At 60.5% G+C, this 20,107-nt stretch carries 18 protein-coding genes; 11 read left to right on the forward strand and 7 right to left on the reverse strand.

All coding sequences use genetic code 11. The features are described from left to right. Nucleotides 1-5: 5 nt before the first annotated feature. Nucleotides 6-293, reverse strand: coding sequence for a hypothetical protein (locus AC54AG_RS16025; protein WP_034757399.1), 288 nt, complete (start codon nucleotides 291-293; stop codon nucleotides 6-8). Nucleotides 294-472: 179 nt separating this feature from the next. Further along, nucleotides 473-1,165, reverse strand: a complete 693-nt coding sequence (locus tag AC54AG_RS16030) for an ABC transporter ATP-binding protein (protein ID WP_034757401.1) — start codon at nucleotides 1,163-1,165, stop codon at nucleotides 473-475. A gap of 311 nt (nucleotides 1,166-1,476) precedes the next feature. Here AC54AG_RS16030 and egtD point away from each other — a divergent pair, with 311 nt between their 5' ends. Together egtD and egtB are read left to right on the forward strand one after the other, a co-directional pair. Next, the gene (egtD, locus tag AC54AG_RS16035; RefSeq protein ID WP_319992753.1) at nucleotides 1,477-2,469 is read left to right on the forward strand and encodes an L-histidine N(alpha)-methyltransferase; all 993 of its coding nucleotides are present in this window, start codon (nucleotides 1,477-1,479) and stop codon (nucleotides 2,467-2,469) included. A 7-nt stretch (nucleotides 2,470-2,476) separates the two neighbouring features. Next, nucleotides 2,477-3,709 (forward strand): ergothioneine biosynthesis protein EgtB, encoded by a 1,233-nt coding sequence (gene egtB / locus AC54AG_RS16040; RefSeq protein WP_331777794.1) that lies wholly within the window; start codon nucleotides 2,477-2,479, stop codon nucleotides 3,707-3,709. A gap of 5 nt (nucleotides 3,710-3,714) precedes the next feature. On the opposite strand, the gene AC54AG_RS16045 is transcribed toward egtB, so the two are convergent. The 4 genes from AC54AG_RS16045 to AC54AG_RS16060 all read right to left on the reverse strand — a co-directional run bounded on the left by AC54AG_RS16045 (nucleotide 3,715) and on the right by AC54AG_RS16060 (nucleotide 8,275). Then, nucleotides 3,715-5,307 carry a methyl-accepting chemotaxis protein gene (locus tag AC54AG_RS16045; RefSeq protein WP_331777795.1) on the reverse strand — a complete coding sequence of 531 codons (1,593 nt, stop codon included), beginning with the start codon at nucleotides 5,305-5,307 and terminating at the stop codon, nucleotides 3,715-3,717. 169 nt (nucleotides 5,308-5,476) lie between these two features. Next, nucleotides 5,477-7,183, reverse strand: a complete 1,707-nt coding sequence (gene leuA, locus AC54AG_RS16050) for a 2-isopropylmalate synthase (RefSeq protein WP_331777796.1) — start codon at nucleotides 7,181-7,183, stop codon at nucleotides 5,477-5,479. Between the two features lie 352 nt (nucleotides 7,184-7,535). Beyond that, nucleotides 7,536-7,835 (reverse strand): barstar family protein, encoded by a 300-nt coding sequence (locus AC54AG_RS16055; protein ID WP_496630922.1) that lies wholly within the window; start codon nucleotides 7,833-7,835, stop codon nucleotides 7,536-7,538. Nucleotides 7,836-7,891: 56 nt separating this feature from the next. Next, complete coding sequence (locus AC54AG_RS16060) at nucleotides 7,892-8,275, reverse strand: hypothetical protein (RefSeq protein WP_331777798.1); 384 nt, start codon at nucleotides 8,273-8,275, stop codon at nucleotides 7,892-7,894. Nucleotides 8,276-8,499: 224 nt separating this feature from the next. Between AC54AG_RS16060 and AC54AG_RS16065 the strand changes: the two genes are divergently transcribed. The 6 genes from AC54AG_RS16065 to AC54AG_RS16090 all read left to right on the forward strand — a co-directional run bounded on the left by AC54AG_RS16065 (nucleotide 8,500) and on the right by AC54AG_RS16090 (nucleotide 15,667). Further along, complete coding sequence (locus tag AC54AG_RS16065) at nucleotides 8,500-9,411, forward strand: patatin-like phospholipase family protein (protein WP_034757417.1); 912 nt, start codon at nucleotides 8,500-8,502, stop codon at nucleotides 9,409-9,411. A gap of 59 nt (nucleotides 9,412-9,470) precedes the next feature. Further along, nucleotides 9,471-9,875, forward strand: a complete 405-nt coding sequence (locus AC54AG_RS16070) for a GlcG/HbpS family heme-binding protein (RefSeq protein ID WP_034757420.1) — start codon at nucleotides 9,471-9,473, stop codon at nucleotides 9,873-9,875. Nucleotides 9,876-10,171: 296 nt separating this feature from the next. After that, the gene (gene carA, locus AC54AG_RS16075; RefSeq protein ID WP_034757422.1) at nucleotides 10,172-11,350 is read left to right on the forward strand and encodes a glutamine-hydrolyzing carbamoyl-phosphate synthase small subunit; all 1,179 of its coding nucleotides are present in this window, start codon (nucleotides 10,172-10,174) and stop codon (nucleotides 11,348-11,350) included. Continuing rightward, nucleotides 11,343-14,579, forward strand: a complete 3,237-nt coding sequence (gene carB / locus AC54AG_RS16080; protein WP_034757425.1) for a carbamoyl-phosphate synthase large subunit — start codon at nucleotides 11,343-11,345, stop codon at nucleotides 14,577-14,579. Before carA ends, carB begins: the two co-directional genes overlap by 8 nt. A 168-nt stretch (nucleotides 14,580-14,747) precedes the next feature. After that, nucleotides 14,748-15,224, forward strand: a complete 477-nt coding sequence (gene greA, locus AC54AG_RS16085; protein WP_034757428.1) for a transcription elongation factor GreA — start codon at nucleotides 14,748-14,750, stop codon at nucleotides 15,222-15,224. Then, nucleotides 15,224-15,667 (forward strand): DUF4149 domain-containing protein, encoded by a 444-nt coding sequence (locus AC54AG_RS16090; RefSeq protein WP_331777799.1) that lies wholly within the window; start codon nucleotides 15,224-15,226, stop codon nucleotides 15,665-15,667. The genes greA and AC54AG_RS16090 overlap by 1 nt, the downstream gene beginning before the upstream one ends. A gap of 188 nt (nucleotides 15,668-15,855) precedes the next feature. On the opposite strand, the gene AC54AG_RS16095 is transcribed toward AC54AG_RS16090, so the two are convergent. Next, on the reverse strand, nucleotides 15,856-16,326 hold the full coding sequence (locus AC54AG_RS16095) for a YhbY family RNA-binding protein (protein ID WP_010397237.1): 471 nt from the start codon (nucleotides 16,324-16,326) through the stop codon (nucleotides 15,856-15,858). Nucleotides 16,327-16,368: 42 nt separating this feature from the next. Between AC54AG_RS16095 and AC54AG_RS16100 the strand changes: the two genes are divergently transcribed. The 3 genes from AC54AG_RS16100 (at nucleotide 16,369) to folP (ending at nucleotide 20,085) form a co-directional block, all read left to right on the forward strand. Next, complete coding sequence (locus tag AC54AG_RS16100) at nucleotides 16,369-17,052, forward strand: RlmE family RNA methyltransferase (protein WP_034757436.1); 684 nt, start codon at nucleotides 16,369-16,371, stop codon at nucleotides 17,050-17,052. Nucleotides 17,053-17,255: 203 nt separating this feature from the next. Beyond that, nucleotides 17,256-19,136, forward strand: a complete 1,881-nt coding sequence (gene ftsH / locus AC54AG_RS16105) for an ATP-dependent zinc metalloprotease FtsH (RefSeq protein ID WP_034757438.1) — start codon at nucleotides 17,256-17,258, stop codon at nucleotides 19,134-19,136. A 115-nt stretch (nucleotides 19,137-19,251) separates the two neighbouring features. Next, a complete protein-coding gene (gene folP / locus AC54AG_RS16110) occupies nucleotides 19,252-20,085 on the forward strand; it encodes a dihydropteroate synthase (protein ID WP_331777800.1) in 834 nt (277 codons plus the stop codon). The last annotated feature ends 22 nt before the right edge of the window (nucleotides 20,086-20,107 follow it).

Raw genomic sequence — 20,107 nt, forward strand, 5'->3', positions numbered from 1 at the left:
GTGCTTCAATGGACTGGCGTGGCGGACAGTTCCTTCAGTTCGCGGATGGTGATGTCCGATTTTTCATGCATGCGCAATAAAATCGTTGCACCGACCGACAGTTTTCCGTGCCGAATCTTGCTGATGATGGGAGGCTGAACTTCCAGGACACGGCACAGTTCCGCATCATTTTTCAAGTTCAACTTCTCGATCAAGGTATCGAGCAGCTTGTTGGGCACAAAACTCGATGGTTCGAGCGCACGCGCCCGGTTCATCGCTTCAATCATTTCCAGCTTCTTTTGCCGAACGTTCATTTACTCCTCCTTCAGGTTATGCAAGGGACGAGACCACTTTATATGGTCCCGGCTATAGTTCGTCATCGCAGTACGGCTGTCTGGGTGACGTGACAACATTCGCGTTACAACATTGATAACCAGGCAAGTGTTTTAAATAATACTACGATAACAAAACTTGTGACAGATGGTCAGTTAAATTAACTGATTGTTTGATCAATTTGGTTGACGATTGTTGTATTTTGTAATCCGCTTTTCGTCAGGATCATGGTCCGGTCCGCCATTTCGGCGGCGGCCAGCGAATGCGTGACCATGATCGCGCAACTGCCGTTGGCCTTGATTTCGGCGCGCAGCAATTGCAGGATGCTGTGCGCCGTGTCCGGGTCGAGGTTGCCGGTGGGCTCGTCGGCCAGCACCAGCGCCGGCTTGTGGACGAGCGCGCGGGCGATGGCCACGCGCTGCATTTCGCCGCCCGATAATTGCTGCGGGAAGTCGCCGCCGCGTCCGCCCAGGCCGACGGCCTCGAGCATGCTGGCGGCACGCTCCTGGGGCAGTCCGTTGAGCAGCAGCGGCAGGGCCACGTTTTGCAGCAGGGTCAGGTGCGGCAAGACGTGGAACGCCTGGAAGATAAAGCCCATGCGGGCGCGACGCAGCCGGGTCGCGGCGGCGTCATCGAGGCTGGACATGGCAATGCCGTCCACCAGGATAGGGTGCGCTTCGGCACCCGCGTCGGGCGTATCGAGGCCGGCGATCAGGTTCAGCAGTGTCGACTTGCCCACGCCAGAGTCGCCCATGATGGCGATGAATTCCCCGGCCTTGAAGCGGCAGGAAATGTTGGCCAGCACGGGACGGGCATTGGCATAGGACTTCGACAGATGGCGCAATTCGAGCATGGTGTTAACGGTTACCGTAAAGGGAGGCACGCGGGGGAGAGGGGGGCCTGGGAACTGCAATGGCGCGCGGATTGTTTGGCCGGCAATGTGTAGTATACGACAGGCTTATGCTTTTTGCTTGGTAATACCAATTTTTCTGTGCGCAGCCTGTTTGACCTTAAGTTACCTGCCGCACGGCTGGCTTGTGCGGATTCCGTTATGATGGAAAAAAGTCATCGGCAAGGCGCCTGCAAACCGCTATGGCAGGGGCGGCGCGCCCGTTGGCTGACCGTGCAAGCCCTTCGTGAACCTAATATTGACGACGCCAGCCCATGACCATGCCACTTGCGCAACAGCAGTCCAATTTGTATCCCGCCAGCAACGCAGAAGCGGCCAGCGCCACTCCTGCCACGATAGCCGAGATCAGCAGCGGCCTGCTGGCGCGCGATGCCTGGACCTCGCCCAAATACCTGTACGACGCGCTCGGTTCGAAACTGTTCGAAGCCATCTGCGCCTTGCCTGAGTACTATCCGACGCGCACGGAAGCGGCCATCTTCGCCCGTCACGGCGCCGAGATCGCGCACGCCGTGGGGCCGGGCAGCACCCTGATCGACTTGGGCGCGGGCAATTGCGCCAAGGCCGCCAGCCTGTTTCCGCTGCTGCATCCGGCCCAGTACGTGGCCGTGGATATTTCCTACGATTTCCTCAGTGAATCGCTGAGCCGGCTGCAGCAGCGCTTTCCGCACATCGAGATGACGGGTCTGGGCCTGGATTTCTCCAGCCGCCTGGACTTGCCCGACAGCGTGCGCGACGCGCGGCGCCTGTTCTTCTACCCCGGCTCGTCGATCGGCAATTTTGCGCCTGAGCAAGCGACCGCCTTTTTGCGCCGCCTGCGCGCGAATGCGGACGGCGATGGCGGCCTGCTGATCGGCGTCGACCTGATCAAGGACGACGCCATCCTCGACGCCGCCTATGACGATGCGCTGGGCGTCACGGCTGCCTTCAACCTGAACATGCTGCGCCACGTGAACGGCCTGATCGGCGCCGACTTCGACGTGCGCGCGTGGCAGCACCACGGCTTTTTCAACGCCGACGAGCGCCGCGTCGAAATGCACCTGGAAGCGCGCAGCGAGCAGCTTGTCCATTGGAAAGGCGGCCAGCGGCGTTTCGCGAAAGGCGAGCGTATCCATACGGAAGACAGCTACAAATACACGCGCGCCAGCTTCGTCGGCTTGCTGGAGCAGGCCGGGTTTTCCACTGTGCAAGTCTGGACGGACCCGCAGCAGTGGTTTGCCGTGATTTACGCACGCGTGATCAGGGACTAAGAAAAAGATGCTGATCGATCACTACAACAAGGTGCGCCAGCACTCGCTGCTGCTGGCCGAACCGCTGTCCGACGAGGATTGCGGTGCCCAGTCGATGCCGGACGCCAGTCCCGTGAAATGGCATCTCGCGCATACGACCTGGTTTTTCGAAACGTTTATTCTGGAAAGCATGGAAGCGGCGTTCGCGCCCTTTCACCCGGCCTTCCGCGTGCTGTTCAACTCGTATTACAACGGCGTGGGCGAGAAGCACCCGCGCGCCCAGCGGGGCTTGCTGACGCGCCCCGGCATGGCACAGGTGCGCGCTTACCGCGCCAACGTCGATGCGCGCATCGCGCGCCTGCTGGCGGGCGAACTGGCGCGCGAGGAGCGCGAACGGCTGACCATGCTGCTGGCGCTGGGCCTCGAGCATGAGCAGCAGCACCAGGAGTTGCTGTTGACGGACGTCAAGCACCTGCTCGCGCAGAGCGCCCTGTTTCCCGCTTACCTTGACACTGCGCCTGCGCCGGCGCAAGAACACGTGCAGCCGACGGCCTGGCTGGCGTTCGACGGCGGCCTGGCGCAGATAGGCCATGCGGGCGATGGCTTTTGTTTCGACAATGAATTGCCGCGCCACCCGCAATACGTGGCGCCGTTCGAACTGGCCAGCGCGCTGGTGACGAATGGCGAATATCTCGCCTTCATCGAGGCGGGCGGCTACCGCACGGCGCATTTGTGGCTGGCCGAAGGCTGGGACTGGGTACGCAGCCAGCAGCTCGAGTGTCTGCTGTACTGGCAGCGCGATGATGCCGGACACTGGCAGGAATTCACCTTGTTCGGCTTGCGCCCGCTCGACCTGCAGGCGCCGGCCACGCATCTGTCCCTGTTCGAGGCGGATGCCTATGCGCACTGGGCTGGCGCGCGCCTGCCGACGGAAGCGGAGTGGGAGCTGGCGGCGCAAGGCACCGCCGTGGAAGTTGGCCAGCTGCATCCAGCGGCGGGCGCGCCGGGAACGGGATTGCGGCAGATGTTCGGCCACTGCTGGCAGTGGACCAGCAGCAGCTACGCGCCGTATCCGGGCTACCGCACGGCGCCCGGGGCGCTCGGTGAATACAACGGCAAGTTCATGCTGAACCAGTATGTGCTGCGCGGCTCGTCCTGCGCCACGCCGGCCGGCCATGCGCGTGCCAGCTACCGCAATTTCTTCCCGGCCGGCGCGCGCTGGCAATTTTCCGGCATCCGCCTGGCACGCCAGGTGGAGTAATCGGCTTAGTGCAAGCGCGGGACGGCAGGTGGCGGCGCTTTGCCTCCGGCGTTCTGTTCCAGCTTGAACTGGCTGACGAGGGTTTCCAGTTCGCCCGCCTGTTCATGCATGGCCGCCGCCGCCGCGGCCGCTTCCTCGACGAGGGCCGCGTTTTGCTGCGTCGTCTGGTCCATCTGCATGATGGCGGCATTGATCTGCTCGATGCCTTCGCTTTGCTCGTGGTTGGCGACGCTGATTTCACCGACGATGGCGCTGACCCGGCCCACGCTGGCCACCACTTCATCCATCGTGGCGCCCGCCTGGCTGACCAGCTGCGCGCCCTGGCCAACCCGGTCGACGGAGTCGGCGATCAGTTCCTTGATTTCCTTGGCCGCCGCGGCCGAGCGTTGTGCCAGGTTGCGCACTTCGGAGGCTACCACGGCAAAGCCGCGTCCTTGCTCGCCGGCACGCGCTGCCTCGACTGCCGCATTCAGGGCGAGGATATTCGTCTGGAAAGCGATGCCGTCAATGACGGCGATGATGTCGACGATCTTGCGCGACGATGCATTGATGGCGTCCATGGTGCCGACCACTTCCGCCATGGCCGAGCCGCCGCGCTGGGCGATGGCCGACGCCGAGCGGGCCAGGCTGTCGGCCTGGCGCGCATTGTCGCTGTTGCTGCGCACGGTGCCCGTCAGTTCGATCATCGACGAGGCTGTCTCTTCCAGCGCGCTGGCCTGCGCTTCCGTGCGGGCCGACAGGTCGGCATTGCCGCTGGCGATCTGGCTCGACGCGACGGCAATGGTGCCCGTGCCGCCGCGCACTTGCCCCACCAGGGTGGCCAGGTTGGTGTTCATGTCGCGCAGCGCTTGCAGCAGCTGGCCCGCTTCATCCTTGCCGTCGGCCACAATCTTGCTGCTCAAGTCGCCTCCGGCCACCGCTTGCGCCACGCGCAGGGCGTAGGCGATCGGCGTGGTGATCGAGCGCGTCACCCGCCAGGCAAAGAGCACGCCCAGCAGCAGGGCGGCCGTGCCCAGGCTGGCCATCAGCACATTGGCTGCGGAAATATTCTGCTGGATTTGCTGGCCGCCATGCACGACGACGCCGCGCTGGATTTCATTCAGGCGGTTCACGGTCTTTTGCAACTGGTTCAGGGCGGGCAGGGTGTCGTCGCGCACGTGCGTGGCCGCTTCCGCGCGCTGTCCCGCCACCAGCAGCTTGTCGGCCTGGCTGAACGAGACGACATAGGCCTTGCGCTGCTGCTTCAGCGTGGCCAGCAGTTCCTTGCCTTCAGGCAGCACGATCAGGCGGTCGAGGATGGTCAGCGCATCGGTGATGGTGGCCTTGTTGGCGTCGATTTCGCCGTGGATGGCGTTGGCGCGGGCCGGATCTTCATGGATGAACAGTTCCAGCACCAGTGCCGCATTCGAACGCGTGGTGCTGCGGATGGTGGCGATGGCGTCGGCCTTGGCCCAGTCTTTCTCGATGATGGCTTCGCTGAGCGCGCCGATCTTGTCCAGCCGGAAAAGGCCCGTGCCCACCAGCACTGCCATCAGCAGCAGCACCACGCCAAAACCGGCGCCCAGGCGCACACCTATCTTCATATCCGTCAATTTCATACTGATTCCCTCGGTAGCTAGTGATCTGTCTCCGGTGGTCTTGTTATGAAATGATTATACGGCTGGCGATACCTGATTTGCACTACTAATTGCCTTATAGAAATGAAAAAGCGGCACGGCGATCAAGCCGTACCGCTTTTTCTCCCTATGAGCGATGCTTGATCCGTGTTCAGGCGGCGCTGGCAGCCACGTCGGCCGCTGTTGTTTTTTCGGCGTCCGTCTGCTTGATGCGGCGGTTCACGGCCGACAAGACGGCCTTGAACGAGGCGGTGACGATATTGCTGTCGATGGCGGCGCCGAACAGGGTAGGGCCGTTATCGAGGCGCAATTCCACATAGCAAGCCGCTTGCGCATTGGCGCCGGAGCCGATCGAGTGCTCATGGTAATCCATCAGCTTGATGTCGAGACCGAGCGCGTTGACGAAGGCATCGATGGGGCCGTTGCCGCCGCCTTGCAGGGCCAGCGGCGTCTGGCGGTGCGACAGGCTGATGTCGATCTGCACGGACTCATCGCTGCTCGTGTCTTCCACCATGCGGTGCGAAGCGTAGGAGTACGGCGCCGTCTGCTCCAGGTATTCCTGCTGGAAGATTTCATGGATATCCTGCGCGGCGATTTCGCGGCCTGTGGCGTCGGCCACCGCTTGCACGGCGCGCGAGAATTCGATCTGCAGGCGGCGCGGCAAGACCAGGCCGTATTCCTGTTCCAGCAAGTACGCCATGCCGCCCTTGCCGGACTGGCTGTTGACGCGGATCACGGCGTCGTAGCTGCGGCCCAGGTCGGCCGGGTCGATCGGCAAGTACGGCACTTCCCAGATGCTGTCCGGTTGTTGCTTGGCGAAACCTTTCTTGATCGCATCCTGGTGCGAGCCGGAGAAGGCCGTAAATACCAGGTCGCCCGCATACGGGTGGCGCGGGTGGACGGGCAACTGGTTGCACTCTTCCACGCATTTGCGCACGCTGTCGATGTCGGAGAAATCGAGGCCCGGGTGCACGCCTTGCGTGTACAAGTTCATCGCCAACGTCACCAGGTCGACGTTGCCCGTGCGCTCGCCATTGCCAAACAAGCAGCCTTCCACGCGGTCGGCGCCCGCCATCACGGCCAGCTCGGCCGACGCGACGGCCGTGCCGCGGTCGTTATGCGGGTGTACGCTGATGATGATGGAATCGCGGCGCGCCAGCTTGCGCGACATCCATTCGATCTGGTCCGCATACACGTTGGGCGTGCTGCATTCCACCGTCGATGGCAGGTTGATGATCATCTTGTTGGCGGGCGTCGGCTTCCAGATGGCGCTGACGGCGTCGCAGATATGCTTGGAGAAATCGAGTTCCGTGGTCGAGAACGATTCCGGCGTGTATTCAAAGCCCCATTCCGTTTGCGGATGCTGGGCCACCAGCTGTTTGACGAGGGTGGTGCCGGTGGTGGCGATATTCGTGATCTCTTCGCGCGACATGCCGAACACGACCTTGCGGAACACGGGCGCCACGGAGTTGTACAGGTGGACGATGGCGCGCTTGGCGCCGACGACGGATTCCACCGTGCGGCGTATCAATTCTTCACGCGACTGTGTCAGCACGATGATGGTGACGTCGTCCGGGATGCGGCCTTCATCGACGAGCTTGCGTACAAAATCGAAATCCGTCTGCGATGCCGATGGGAAACCCACTTCGATTTCCTTCAAGCCGATGGCGATCAGCATCTCGAAGAACCGCAGCTTCTTTTCCGCGCTCATCGGCTCGATCAGCGACTGGTTGCCGTCACGCAAGTCGGTGCTCATCCAGATCGGCGGTTTGCTGATGATCTGGTTCGGCCATTGACGGTCGGTCAATTTAACTGGAGGAAAGGCGCGGTATTTGGAAGCTGGGTTTTGCAACATCATGATCGGGTACTCCTGAAAATAGGGGGAAATCAATGGTTGTGGCGCAAGCTTGCCGGGCGGCCACGAGACACTAGGCCAGGCAAGCGATCGGTAGCGGTAGCAGAGCGGCTGCGATGCCAGCAGGGGCGGTCGCAGTGGGGATTACGTGTACGAATGGGGATGGTGCAAACATCATCAAACCTTCCAGGGTTTTTGAAACACGCCGGCGTGTGGCCAGGCGAAGCAAAGCGGCAAACTTATGCGCGTGCTAGGTGTAGTCGCGATAGCGACAGCAGGGAAGGGGATGGATGTTTGAAGGAGGACATGCACTCAATGTAAGGGAAGTCGGGCCGGGCTGTCAAGCGTTTCCGTGCTACATGTAAAGCACATGCGCTGCCTCGTCGGGCATTTCCTGCGTCATGCGCGCCAGGATGCGCGCCAGGATGCGCTGCAGGATGGCCGCATCGTGGGGCAGGCGTGCAGCAAAGGCTGTCCACCCGCGCAGCTCGATCTGTTGCGGCATGTCCACCAGGCCCGTGACGGCATCCCAGAACGCATCCCAGTTCATGCCATAGAAGGAAGGGAACGCCAGCGCGGTAGCCAGGGCCGCATGCAGCTGGCGCGGCGAGTTGATCTCGCTCAAGTCGATTGTCACGAGGGCTTGTCGATTCATACTATTTCCTTGAGCAAGTTCCGCAGGTCCGTTTCGGCAAAATGGACTGGACGCCGCTACGGCGCCGATTTTTGGCAGCGTGCGGAAAATTGCATGGTGGCACTGTTTTCAAAAGGGGAATTGAACTCGCCCTTTACCTGCGTCAAGTTGCCAGTAAAGCGCATGGTCAGCGGGCCGCTGGCCGGCCCTGCGTCGTATGTGCAAGACAGGCTGTCGCCGCTTTGCCGGCAGCCGTAAAAGTTGCCTGCTTTGCCGCGCCCGTCAACCAGGTGGGTGCCTTGCGCGCCGTGCTGGTCGGGGGCGTCGAAGCTGAGCTCAATCGTGTGCTCCTCCTGATCATTGGGTATCTGCAGCTTCCCCGTACATGTAAAGCCCACCATTTTTGTCGCGATGGGAGTGGCGTTGGCGCAGGCCGCACCCAGCAGGGCGGCAACGAGCAAGCATGGAGGAGCGATGAGGCGGAACTGGTCTGTTTTCATGAGTCGCCAAATGGAGGTGGGGAGGTGGTAAACCAGGCGCCAGTCTAGCAGCCGCAGGGGTGCGCACGGTTCGGAACATTGTCATTTGCAAACATTTAAGACGGGCTTCAGTGCGGGCGGCCCCGCTTGCGCTACAATCGGCTCTCCTTTATTGCCACTGCCGCGCGCGGTTTCCCCTCTCCACCATGTTCCCTAAACGCCTGACCCTGCTTGCCCTGGCCGCCTTCGTGCTGGCCGGCTGCGATACCACCGCCCCGAAACCGATACAAGTATTGACGCCGCCCGAACCCATCGTCGTCACGCCGCGCAAGATCAAGATCGGCCTGGCCCTGGGCGGCGGCGCGGCGCGCGGTTTCGCGCATATCGGCGTGATCAAGGCGCTCGAGTCGCAGGGTATCCAGGCCGATATCGTCACCGGCACCAGCGCCGGCAGCGTGGTGGGCGCCATGTATGCGGCAGGCAACTCCGGCTTTGCCTTGCAAAAGATGGCGTTCGACATGGACGAGGCGGCCATTTCCGACTGGGCCTTGCCCCTGTTCGGCAAGTCGTCCGGCGTGCTGAAAGGCGAAGCGCTGCAAAGCTATGTCAACAAGGCTGTCGGCGGCGTGCCGCTGGAAAAACTCAAGATTCCATTCGGCGTGGTGGCGACCGATCTGAAAAATGGCCAGCCGATCCTGTTCCAGCGCGGTAACACCGGCATGGCCGTGCGCGCCTCGTCGGCCGTGCCCGGCGTGTTCCAGCCCGTGACGATTGCCGGCCACACCTATGTCGATGGCGGCCTCGTCGCTCCCGTGCCCGTGCGCTTCGCGCGCGACATGGGCGCCGATTTCATCATCGCCGTGAATATTTCGTCGCAAACGGATACCCAGAAAGCCATCAGCTCGATGGAAGTATTGATGCAGACGTTCGCCATCATGGGCCAGCGCATCAATCAGTTTGAATTGAAAGATGCGGACGTGGTGATCCAGCCCAGCCTGGGCACCATGAAGGGCAACGATTTCAACAGCCGCAACCAGGCCATCCTGGCGGGCGAGCAGGCGACCTTTGCCGTGATGGCGCAGCTCAAGCAAAAGCTGAAAGCCAAACGCGAGCAGTAAGGGCTGGTTGCCTGCCGCATTTCGTATACAATTTTGTTTCAACATAACAAGGATGCACCATGCAATCGAAACCGATTTTGACCCTGGACGACGTAAAGAAAATCGCTGCCGCCGCCGAAGCGGAAGCGGTCAAGAATAACTGGGCGGTCACGATCGCCATCGTCGACGACGGCGGCCACCTGCTGTGGCTGCAGCGCATGGATGGCGTGGCGCCGATCTCGTCGCACATCGCCCCATCGAAAGCCAAGACGGCCGCGCTGGGCCGCCGCGAATCGCGCATCTACGAAGAGATGATCAATGGTGGCCGCGTGTCGTTCCTGAGCGCGCCGGAAATCGACGGCTTGCTCGAAGGCGGCGTGCCCATCGTGTTCGATGGCCACTACGTGGGCGCCGTCGGCGTCTCGGGCGTGAAATCCGCCGAGGACGCTCAAATCGCCAAGGCAGGCATTGCGGCCTTAGTGTAAGTAGTAACCGATATTGCTTTGCAAGCCGCTCCGCGCACGCCGGGCGGCTTTTTTCATGGGGTGCAAGATTTATGCTGCTGCGCAAAAAAAATGCCGGGCCTTCTGTATTTTCTTCCTTGTGGAAAAGCTTCCTTTTGGTTATAATTCAAAGGTTTAGCCAATCACACATATACCGTAGCGACTACCCATCCCCTCATTCAAAATGACCGTTGAAACACCCTGAGTGCATCTGGCTCGGGTATCTAGGCGGTCGGTCTGACGTGGCGCAGCTACGGTAACTTTATCAGGAGTTGCCCTTGCCGCCATTTTTTTCTGGCCCTGCCGTTCCAGCCATATTAGCGCTTGCTGATGGAACGATCTTTAAAGGTTTTTCGATCGGTGCCGCCGGTCATACCACGGGCGAGGTTGTTTTCAACACCTCGATGACCGGGTATCAGGAAATCCTTACCGACCCAAGCTATTGCCGCCAGATGGTCACCCTGACCTATCCGCATATCGGCAATACGGGCGTCAACCCGGAAGACGTCGAATCTTCCAAGGTACACGCCGCTGGCCTCATCATCCGCGATCTGCCATTGCTGGCATCCAATTTCCGTTCCACCCTCTCCCTGTCCGATTACCTGAAAGCTGAAAATATCGTCGCCATCGCCGGCATCGATACACGCAAGCTCACGCGCATCCTGCGTGAAAAAGGTGCGCAGGGCGGCGCCATCCTCGTCGGTACGCAAGGCAACGAGCCATCCGCCGCGCAAGCGCTGGAACTGGCCCGCTCCTTCCCCGGCCTGGCCGGCATGGACCTGGCCAAGGTAGTCTCAAGCAAGGATGCCTATGAGTACCGCGAAACGGAATGGACCCTGGGTGCAGGCTATGGCCAGCTGGCCGATGCCGACGCGAAATACCACGTGGTCGCCTTCGACTATGGCGTCAAGCGCAACATCCTGCGCATGCTGACGGCGCGCGGCTGCAAAGTCACCGTGCTGCCTGCGCAAGCGACGGCCGCCGACGCCCTGGCACTGAATCCGGACGGCATCTTCCTGTCGAACGGCCCCGGCGACCCGGAACCGTGCGACTACGCGATCGCGGCCACCAAGGAACTGATCGAGAAGGGCATCCCGACCTTCGGCATCTGCCTCGGCCACCAGATCATGGCGATCGCTTCCGGCGCGAAAACCTTGAAGATGAAGTTCGGCCACCACGGCGCCAACCACCCGGTGCAGGACCTGGAAACGAAACAGGTCTTGATTACCTCGCAAAACCACGGTTTCGCAGTCGACGCGGCAACTCTGCCCGCGAATTGCCGCGTGACCCATGAATCGCTGTTCGACGGTTCCCTGCAGGGCTTTGCCCGCACGGACAAGCCGGCCTTCTGCTTCCAGGGCCACCCTGAAGCGTCGCCGGGCCCGATGGATGTTGCTTACCTGTTTGACCGCTTCATCAACTTGATGGCTGCGGAGGAGAAAAAGAAAAATGCCTAAACGTTTAGATATTAAAAGTATTCTGATTATTGGCGCTGGCCCGATCGTGATCGGCCAGGCCTGCGAATTCGATTATTCCGGCGCGCAAGCGTGCAAGGCCCTGCGCGAAGAGGGCTACAAAGTCATCCTGGTCAACAGCAACCCTGCGACCATCATGACGGATCCGGAAATGGCCGACGTCACCTACATCGAGCCGATCACCTGGTCGGTCGTTGAACGCATCATCGCCAAGGAGCGTCCTGACGCGATCCTGCCGACGATGGGCGGCCAGACGGCGCTGAACTGCGCGCTGGACCTGTTCAACAATGGCGTGCTGGCGAAATACAACGTTGAGCTGATCGGCGCGTCGCCGGAAGCCATCGACAAGGCGGAAGACCGTTCCAAGTTCAAGGACGCGATGACCAAGATCGGCCTCGGTTCGGCACGTTCCGGCGTGGCGCACTCGATGGAAGAATCGTGGGCCGTGCAGCGCACCCTGGGCTTCCCGACCATCATCCGTCCATCGTTCACCATGGGCGGTTCCGGCGGCGGCATCGCCTATAACGAAGAAGAATTCGAAACCATCTGCAAGCGCGGCCTGGAAGCTTCGCCGACGAAAGAGCTGCTGATCGAAGAATCGTTGTTGGGCTGGAAAGAGTACGAGATGGAAGTGGTGCGCGACAAGGCGGACAACTGCATCATCATCTGCTCGATCGAAAACCTCGACCCGATGGGCGTGCACACGGGCGACTCCATCACGGTGGCGCCTGCGCAAACCCTGACGGACAAGGAATACCAGATCATGCGCAATGCCAGTCTGGCAGTGCTGCGCGAGATCGGCGTCGACACGGGCGGTTCGAACGTGCAATTTTCGATCAACCCGGTCGATGGCCGCATGATCGTCATCGAGATGAACCCGCGCGTATCGCGTTCGTCGGCCCTGGCATCGAAAGCGACGGGCTTCCCGATCGCCAAGATCGCCGCCAAGCTGGCCGTCGGTTTCACCCTGGACGAGCTGCGCAATGAAATCACGGGCGGCGCCACGCCGGCATCGTTCGAACCGTCGATCGATTACGTCGTCACGAAGATCCCCCGTTTCACTTTCGAGAAATTCCCGACCGCCGACCACCACCTGACGACGCAGATGAAATCCGTCGGCGAAGTGATGGCGATCGGCCGTACCTTCCAGGAATCGTTCCAGAAAGCCTTGCGCGGCCTGGAAGTGGGCGTGGACGGCATGAACGAGAAGACCAAGGACCGCGAAAAGATCGAAGAAGAACTGGGCGAGCCTGGTCCTGAGCGCATCTGGTACGTGGGCGACGCGTTTGCCCAGGGTTTCACCCTGGAAGAAGTGCATCAGCTGACCAAGATCGACCCATGGTTCCTGATCCAGATCAAGGAAATCGTCGACCTGGAACTGTGGCTCGATACGCAGAAGCTGGAAAACCTGGACAAGAACACCCTGTACAAGTTGAAACAGAAGGGCTTCTCGGACCGCCGCCTGGGCTTTTTGCTGCAGACGACCGACACGGCCGTGCGTCAGCAGCGCCATGCGCTGAACATCCGTCCCGTCTACAAGCGCGTCGACACCTGCGCGGCCGAGTTCTCGACCGACACGGCGTACATGTATTCCACGTACGACGAAGAGTGCGAATCGAACCCGACCGACAAGAAAAAGATCATGGTGCTGGGCGGTGGCCCGAACCGTATCGGCCAGGGTATCGAGTTTGACTATTGCTGCGTCCACGCTGCCCTCGCCATGCGCGAAGACGGCTACGAAACCATCATGGTCAATTGCAACCCGGAAACCGTGTCGACCGACTACGATACCTCGGACCGTTTGTACTTCGAATCGCTGACCCTGGAAGACGTGCTGGAAATCGTCGCCATCGAAAAACCGGTCGGCGTGATCGTGCAGTACGGCGGCCAGACGCCTTTGAAACTGGCGCTGGACCTGGAAGCGAATGGCGTGCCGATCATCGGCACCTCGCCTGACATGATCGATGCGGCCGAAGACCGCGAGCGTTTCCAGCAAATGCTGCACAAGCTGGAACTGCGCCAGCCGCCTAACCGCACCGCGCGTACGGAAGCCGACGCTCTGGCGCTGGCGCAGGAAATCGGTTACCCGCTGGTCGTGCGTCCATCGTACGTGCTCGGTGGCCGCGCCATGGAAATCGTCCACGAGCAACGCGACCTCGAGCGCTACATGCGCGAAGCCGTCAAGGTCTCGCATGATTCGCCGGTGCTGCTGGACCGCTTCCTGAACGACGCCATCGAGTGCGACGTCGATTGCATCTCCGACGGCGAAACGACGTTCATCGGCGGCGTGATGGAACACATCGAACAGGCTGGCGTCCATTCGGGCGACTCGGCTTGCTCGCTGCCACCATACTCGCTGGCGCCGGAAACCATTGAAGAACTGAAGCGCCAGACGGCGCTGATGGCCAAGGGCTTGAACGTGGTCGGCCTGATGAACGTGCAGTTCGCGATCCAGAAGCAAGAGATCGACGGCGAAATGAAAGACGTCGTCTTCGTGCTGGAAGTGAACCCGCGCGCGTCGCGCACCGTGCCTTTCGTCTCGAAAGCCACCGGTCTGCAACTGGCGAAGATCGCCGCGCGCTGCATGGTCGGTCAATCGCTGGCCTCGCAAGGCATCACGCAGGAAGTCGTGCCGCCTTACTTCAGCGTCAAGGAAGCCGTGTTCCCGTTCGTCAAGTTCCCTGGTGTGGATACCATCCTGGGCCCTGAAATGAAATCGACGGGCGAAGTCATGGGCGTAGGCCTGACGTTCGGCGAAGCGTTTGTGAAATCGCAACTGGGCGCCGGCGTGAACCTGCCAAAATCGGGCAAGGTCTTCATCAGCGTGAAAGCGTCGGACAAGCCGCGCGCCGTGCAAGTGGCGCGTGATCTGGTCGAGTCCGGTTTCACCGTGGTCGCCACCAAGGGTACCGCCGCCGTGATCGCTGCCGCCGGCATCGCCGTCACGCCAGTGAACAAGGTGATCGAAGGCCGTCCGCACGTGGTCGACATGATCAAGAACCATGAAATCGTGCTGGTGATCAACACCGTGGAAGAAAAGCGCAGCGCCATCGTCGACTCGCGGGCTATCCGCACCTCGGCCCTGGCGTCGCGCGTGACGACCTACACCACCATCGCGGGCGCGGAAGCGGCCGTCGAAGGCATCCGTCACCTGGATGAGCTGCGTGTGTACGATTTGCAAGGCCTGCACAAGACCCTGCAGCAAGCGTAGTCCGCGTGCCATTTGCAGTGACCGCCGTTAGGCGGTACACTGCATGCTTATCAACCACAGAGTTCCGTGCAGAGCAGCGCGCGGCCTCTGTGGTTTTCACTTGGTAAGGCCGTTAAACGTGGCAACACACTGCAACGGCGCCGATAACTAGCAGATAGTAGAGATAACATGACCTCAGTCCCATTGACCAAATACGGCGCAGAACTCTTGAAAGAAGAGCTGCATCATTTGAAGACCAAGGAACGCCGCATCGTCATCGATGCGATCGCCGAAGCGCGTTCGCACGGTGATCTGTCGGAAAACGCCGAATACGATGCCGCCAAGGAACGCCAGGCATTCGTCGAAGGCCGCATCGCCGAACTCGAAGGCAAGCTGGGCGCAGCGCAAATCATCGACCCGACCGCGCTGGACGCGGAAGGCCGCGTGGTGTTTGCCTCGACCGTGAACCTGGAAGACCTGGAATCGGGCCAGAAAGTCACGTACCAGATCGTCGGACTCGATGAAGCCGACCTGAAAATGAACAAGGTGTCCGTGACGTCCCCGATCGCCCGCGCGCTGATCGGCAAGTATGCCGGCGACGTGGTGGAAGTGCAGGCGCCGTCCGGCCCGCGCGAATACGAAATCCTGGAAGTGCTGTACATCTGATGCTCGCCCGCGTGCGCATCCTCGTTGCCACCCTGTGGGCCGGCAGCTTGTGGACCATCGGCTTCATCGTGGCGCCGACCTTGTTCGCTACCTTGAGCGACCGCGTGCTGGCAGGCAATATCGCAGGCAGCATGTTCCGCGCCGAGGCCTGGCTGTCGATCGTTTGCGCCTTGATACTGCTGGCCTTGCTGCAATGGGCGCCCGGCGCGCTGGAACTCAAGCGCCGCCGCCTGCTGGGGGCGCTGGTGCTGTCGATGCTCGTGTGTGCGCTGCTCAGCCATTTCGGCATCTCGCCGCTGATGGCCGAACTCAAGGCGCAAGCCCCGTCGGGAATCATGGACGAGGCCATGCGCAGCCGCTTCGGCATGCTGCATGGCGTGTCGACCGTGATCTTTGCCGTGCAAAGCTTGCTGGCGGGCGTGCTGATCTGGAAACAGCAGTAATTGTTGCCGTGTGTGTCGGATTACGCGCTGCGCGCTAATCCGACCTACCGATCGATGCCGTAGGTCGGATTAGCGGCGCCCTGGCGCCGTGTAATCCGACAAGCGCAATTGCAATAAAAAAGCGGAGCAGGGAAGATCCCGTGCTCCGCTTCTTGTTTCAACAGCCTTGCGGCTGCTGAACGACAGGCTTACTTGCTGCCCAGTGCGCTTTTCTTGGCGCTTTTCTGACGTGGCTTGGCACGCTTGATGGAACCGCCTTCGGTAACGCGCTCATTGCCCTTGATCATGACTTTCGTCACGCTCGGGCGCTTGGTGCCGCTGGCGCTGGCCTTGACGATGGTCACTTCGCGCATGCCTTTGCCGGCGCTGACCTTCTCCTTAACCACTTCTTTTTTCGGACGGTAGATTACCAGCAGTTTGCCAATATGTTGTACCGGGGCGGCGCCGAGATTGCCGCAAATCGTATCGTACATTCCGACGCGGGCTTCGCGGTCGTCGCCGAACACGCGGACTTTAATCAGACCGTGCGAATCCAGGCCAAGGTCGATCTCTTTGAGGACAGCAGGTGTCAAGCCCGCTTCGCCAATGATGACGATAGGCTTCAGCGCGTGTGCTTCGGCGCGCAGTGCGCTGCGCTCTACGGGTGTAAGTTTTAGCATAATAATATTTAGTAATTCCCTTAAAAGCAGTATTCTACGCGAATGGCAAAGAAGAAATTAAACAAAAACTGGTTGCACGACCACATAAATGATCCATATGTGAAGTTGGCGCAAAAAGAGGGCTACCGCGCCCGGGCAGCATACAAGCTCAAAGAAATCGATGAAGACGAAAAACTGATCAAACCTGGCCAGGTGATTGTCGACCTTGGTTGCACTCCTGGCAGCTGGGCCCAGTACACACGGCGCAAGCTGGCCGGCAAGGACGGCGGCGGGGTCAATGGTACCCTGATTGGCCTGGACATGCTGGAAATGGAACCGATCGCCGATTTCCACTTCATCCAGGGCGACTTCCGCGAAGCGCGCGTGCTGCGCCAGCTGGAAGTGGTGTTGCAGGGCCGCAAGGTCGATCTGGTCCTGTCGGACATGGCGCCCAACCTGTCGGGCATTGCCACGGCCGACGCCGCGCGCATGGAGCATCTGATCGACCTGGCCATCGAATTTTCGCAATTGCACCTGAAGCCGTCTGGCGTGCTGCTGGTGAAATGCTTCAAAGACATGGGTTTCAGCCAGATCGTCGAGAAATTCCGCGCTGAATTCAAGGTCGTGGTGCAGAAAAAGCCCAAGGCCAGCCGCGATAAATCGTCGGAAATCTTCCTGATGGGCCGTGGAATCAAGAATCCGCTGAAAAATGCCGTTGAAGAAGATGATTCCGCCCTTGATATTTAAGAGGGAATCCGCACATGGGAACGAGAAGTGCAGTAGCGTCTGATGGTATAAAAGCCTAAATTGTTTATACTGCATTTTTTTTGCGTGAACGCGGTTTTTTCGCGCGCACGGATCGGCGGGCTTTGGCACGGCCCGCTTATTGCGAGTAAAATCGTGTTTCTAGCTATAGGTAAAGAGATGCGCACTGCATCCAAGGAGTCTTCGTGAATAACATGTTTTCCAAATCTGCCATCTGGGTAGTCGTATTGCTGCTGTTGTTCATGCTGTTCAAGCAATTCGACAGTCATGGCGCCACAGGCGGCAGCAAGGCCATCGCTTATTCCGATTTGCTGGATGAAGTCAAAGCCAAGCGCGTCAAGGATGTCGTGATCGAAGGTTCGTCGATCACCGCCAAGCTGATGGACGACACCAAGGTGCGTACCACCGCCACCAGCCTCGACAAGGGCCTGATCGGCGACCTGCGCGACAATGGCGTGCATTTCGATGTGCGTCCGCCTGAGGAAGCGTCTTTCCTGCAAACTATTTTTGTTTCCTGGTTCCCCATGCTGCTGTTGATCGGCGTGTGGGTATTCTTCATGCGTCAGATGCAAGGCGGCGGCAAGGGCGGGGCATTCTCGTTCGGCAAGTCGAAGGCGCGCATGATGGATGAAGCCAGCAACACCGTCACCTTCGCCGATGTCGCCGGTTGCGACGAGGCGAAAGAAGAAGTCAACGAAGTGGTCGACTTCCTCAAGGATCCGAGCAAATTCCAGAAACTGGGCGGCCGCATTCCCCGCGGCGTGTTGATGGTCGGTCCTCCTGGCACGGGTAAAACCCTGCTGGCGCGCGCCATCGCCGGTGAAGCCAAGGTGCCGTTCTTCTCGATTTCCGGTTCCGACTTCGTGGAAATGTTCGTCGGCGTGGGCGCCAGCCGTGTGCGCGACATGTTCGAAAACGCGAAAAAGCATTCGCCATGCATTATCTTCATCGACGAGATCGACGCTGTCGGCCGTCACCGCGGTGCCGGCATGGGCGGCGGCAATGACGAGCGCGAACAGACCTTGAACCAGTTGCTGGTCGAGATGGACGGTTTTGAAGCGAACTCCGGCGTGATCGTCGTGGCCGCCACCAACCGCGCCGACGTGCTCGACAAAGCCTTGCTGCGTCCGGGCCGTTTCGACCGCCAGGTGTCCGTCGGCTTGCCCGATATCCGCGGCCGCGAACAGATCTTGAACGTGCACATGCGCAAAGTACCTATCGGTACCGACGTGAAAGCCGATATCCTGGCCCGCGGCACCCCTGGTTTCTCGGGTGCGGACCTGGCCAACCTGGTCAACGAGGCAGCCCTGTTTGCGGCACGCCGCAGCAAGCGCCTGGTGGAAATGATCGACTTCGAAGATGCGAAAGACAAGATATACATGGGTCCTGAGCGTAAATCGATGATCATCCGCGAGGAAGAGCGTCGCAATACGGCTTACCATGAGTCCGGTCACGCCGTCGTCGCCAAGCTGCTGCCGAAGGCCGATCCCGTGCATAAAGTCACGATCATGCCGCGCGGCTGGGCCCTGGGCCTGACGTGGCAGCTGCCGGAACACGACAATCTGTCCGCCTACAAGGACAAGATGCTGGAAGAAATTTCCATCCTGTTCGGTGGCCGTATCGCCGAAGAGATTTTCGTGGGACAAATGTCCACGGGCGCGTCGAACGACTTCTCGCGTGCCACCAAGCTGGCCCGCTCCATGGTGACCCGCTTCGGCATGTCCGACAGCATGGGCGTGATGGTCTACGAGGATAGCGAAAACGAAGGTTTCTTCGGTGGCGCCACCAAGACGATCTCGGAAGCGACCCAGCAAAAGGTCGATGCTGAAATCCGCAACATTCTCGACAAGCAATATGCTTTGGCGCGCACCTTGCTGGAAAGCAACCGCGACAAGGTCGAAATGATGACCAAAGCCTTGCTGGAATGGGAAACCATCGATGCCGAGCAAATCAATGACATCATGGCCGGCCTGGAGCCGCGTCCACCGAAAGTCATTCCGCCACGCCGCAATGCGGGCGACAGCGGCACGGGCGGCATCTCGCCAAACGTGACGGCGCCAGCCTGATAAAGGCCGCCCTGACGGGCGACACGCAAGGGTATGGCAAGAACGAGGGTAAGGAGCAATCCTTGCCCTTTTTCGTTGCCGCGGCAGTTTTTTCCTGACGACTACAAAGATTCACATGCGACATTATTTGCAATTCGGCCGTTTCGGCTTCAACCTGCAAGGCACGCAGGCGCTGGTGATGGGTATCCTGAACATCACGCCCGACTCGTTTTCCGATGCGGGCCAGTATCAACACCTGGAGTTTGCCATCTCGCGCGCCGAGCAGATGATTGTTGACGGCGTCGACATCATCGATATCGGCGGCGAATCGAGCCGTCCCGGCGCGCCGCCGCTGCCGCTGAAGGACGAGCTTGCGCGCGTCATGCCGGTGCTGTACGCCTTGCGTGACTGCGGCAAGCCCCTGTCCGTCGACACGTACAAGCCGGAAGTGATGCGCGAAGCCATCCTGGCGGGCGCCGACATGATCAACGACATCAATGGTTTCCGTGCGCCGGGCGCCATCGAGGCCGTGCGGGACAGCGACTGCGCGCTGTGTATCATGCACATGCAAAGCGTGCCGCAAACCATGCAGGACCAGCCGCAGTACGAAGACGTGGTGCGCGAAGTCATCGACTTCTTGCGCGCGCGCATCGACACGATGACGGCGGCCGGCATCGCCCGCGAACGCCTGTGCATCGATCCCGGCTTTGGCTTTGGCAAGACGGTGGAACAGAACTATGCCTTGCTGCGCGCCACGCGCCAGCTGCGTAGCGAACTGGGCCTGCCTGTGCTGGCCGGACTGTCGCGCAAGTCGATGATCGGTGCCGTCACGGGCCGTCCCGTCGAGCAGCGCCTGGCCGGCAGCGTGGCCGGCGCGCTGGCTGCGGTAGCGCAAGGCGCGGAAATTATCCGTGTGCATGATGTCGCGGAAACCGCCGATGCACTGAAGGTCTGGCGCATGGCGCACTGACCCTGTAAGATTCATTATAAAC

It is taken from the genome of Janthinobacterium sp. BCJ23, from assembly GCF_059617945.1.

Coding starts and splice junctions, on each gene's coding strand:
- AC54AG_RS16090 (WP_331777799.1), top strand. CDS start 15,224: ATGCTCGCCCGCGTGCGCATCCTCGTTGCCACCCTGTGGGCCGGCAGC.
- carB (WP_034757425.1), top strand. CDS start 11,343: ATGCCTAAACGTTTAGATATTAAAAGTATTCTGATTATTGGCGCTGGC.
- AC54AG_RS16100 (WP_034757436.1), top strand. CDS start 16,369: ATGGCAAAGAAGAAATTAAACAAAAACTGGTTGCACGACCACATAAAT.
- egtB (WP_331777794.1), top strand. CDS start 2,477: ATGCTGATCGATCACTACAACAAGGTGCGCCAGCACTCGCTGCTGCTG.
- AC54AG_RS16095 (WP_010397237.1), bottom strand. CDS start 16,326: ATGCTAAAACTTACACCCGTAGAGCGCAGCGCACTGCGCGCCGAAGCA.
- AC54AG_RS16025 (WP_034757399.1), bottom strand. CDS start 293: ATGAACGTTCGGCAAAAGAAGCTGGAAATGATTGAAGCGATGAACCGG.
- egtD (WP_319992753.1), top strand. CDS start 1,477: ATGACCATGCCACTTGCGCAACAGCAGTCCAATTTGTATCCCGCCAGC.
- AC54AG_RS16070 (WP_034757420.1), top strand. CDS start 9,471: ATGCAATCGAAACCGATTTTGACCCTGGACGACGTAAAGAAAATCGCT.
- folP (WP_331777800.1), top strand. CDS start 19,252: ATGCGACATTATTTGCAATTCGGCCGTTTCGGCTTCAACCTGCAAGGC.
- leuA (WP_331777796.1), bottom strand. CDS start 7,183: ATGATGTTGCAAAACCCAGCTTCCAAATACCGCGCCTTTCCTCCAGTT.
- AC54AG_RS16065 (WP_034757417.1), top strand. CDS start 8,500: ATGTTCCCTAAACGCCTGACCCTGCTTGCCCTGGCCGCCTTCGTGCTG.
- AC54AG_RS16055 (WP_496630922.1), bottom strand. CDS start 7,835: ATGAATCGACAAGCCCTCGTGACAATCGACTTGAGCGAGATCAACTCG.
- AC54AG_RS16030 (WP_034757401.1), bottom strand. CDS start 1,165: ATGCTCGAATTGCGCCATCTGTCGAAGTCCTATGCCAATGCCCGTCCC.
- AC54AG_RS16045 (WP_331777795.1), bottom strand. CDS start 5,307: ATGAAATTGACGGATATGAAGATAGGTGTGCGCCTGGGCGCCGGTTTT.
- greA (WP_034757428.1), top strand. CDS start 14,748: ATGACCTCAGTCCCATTGACCAAATACGGCGCAGAACTCTTGAAAGAA.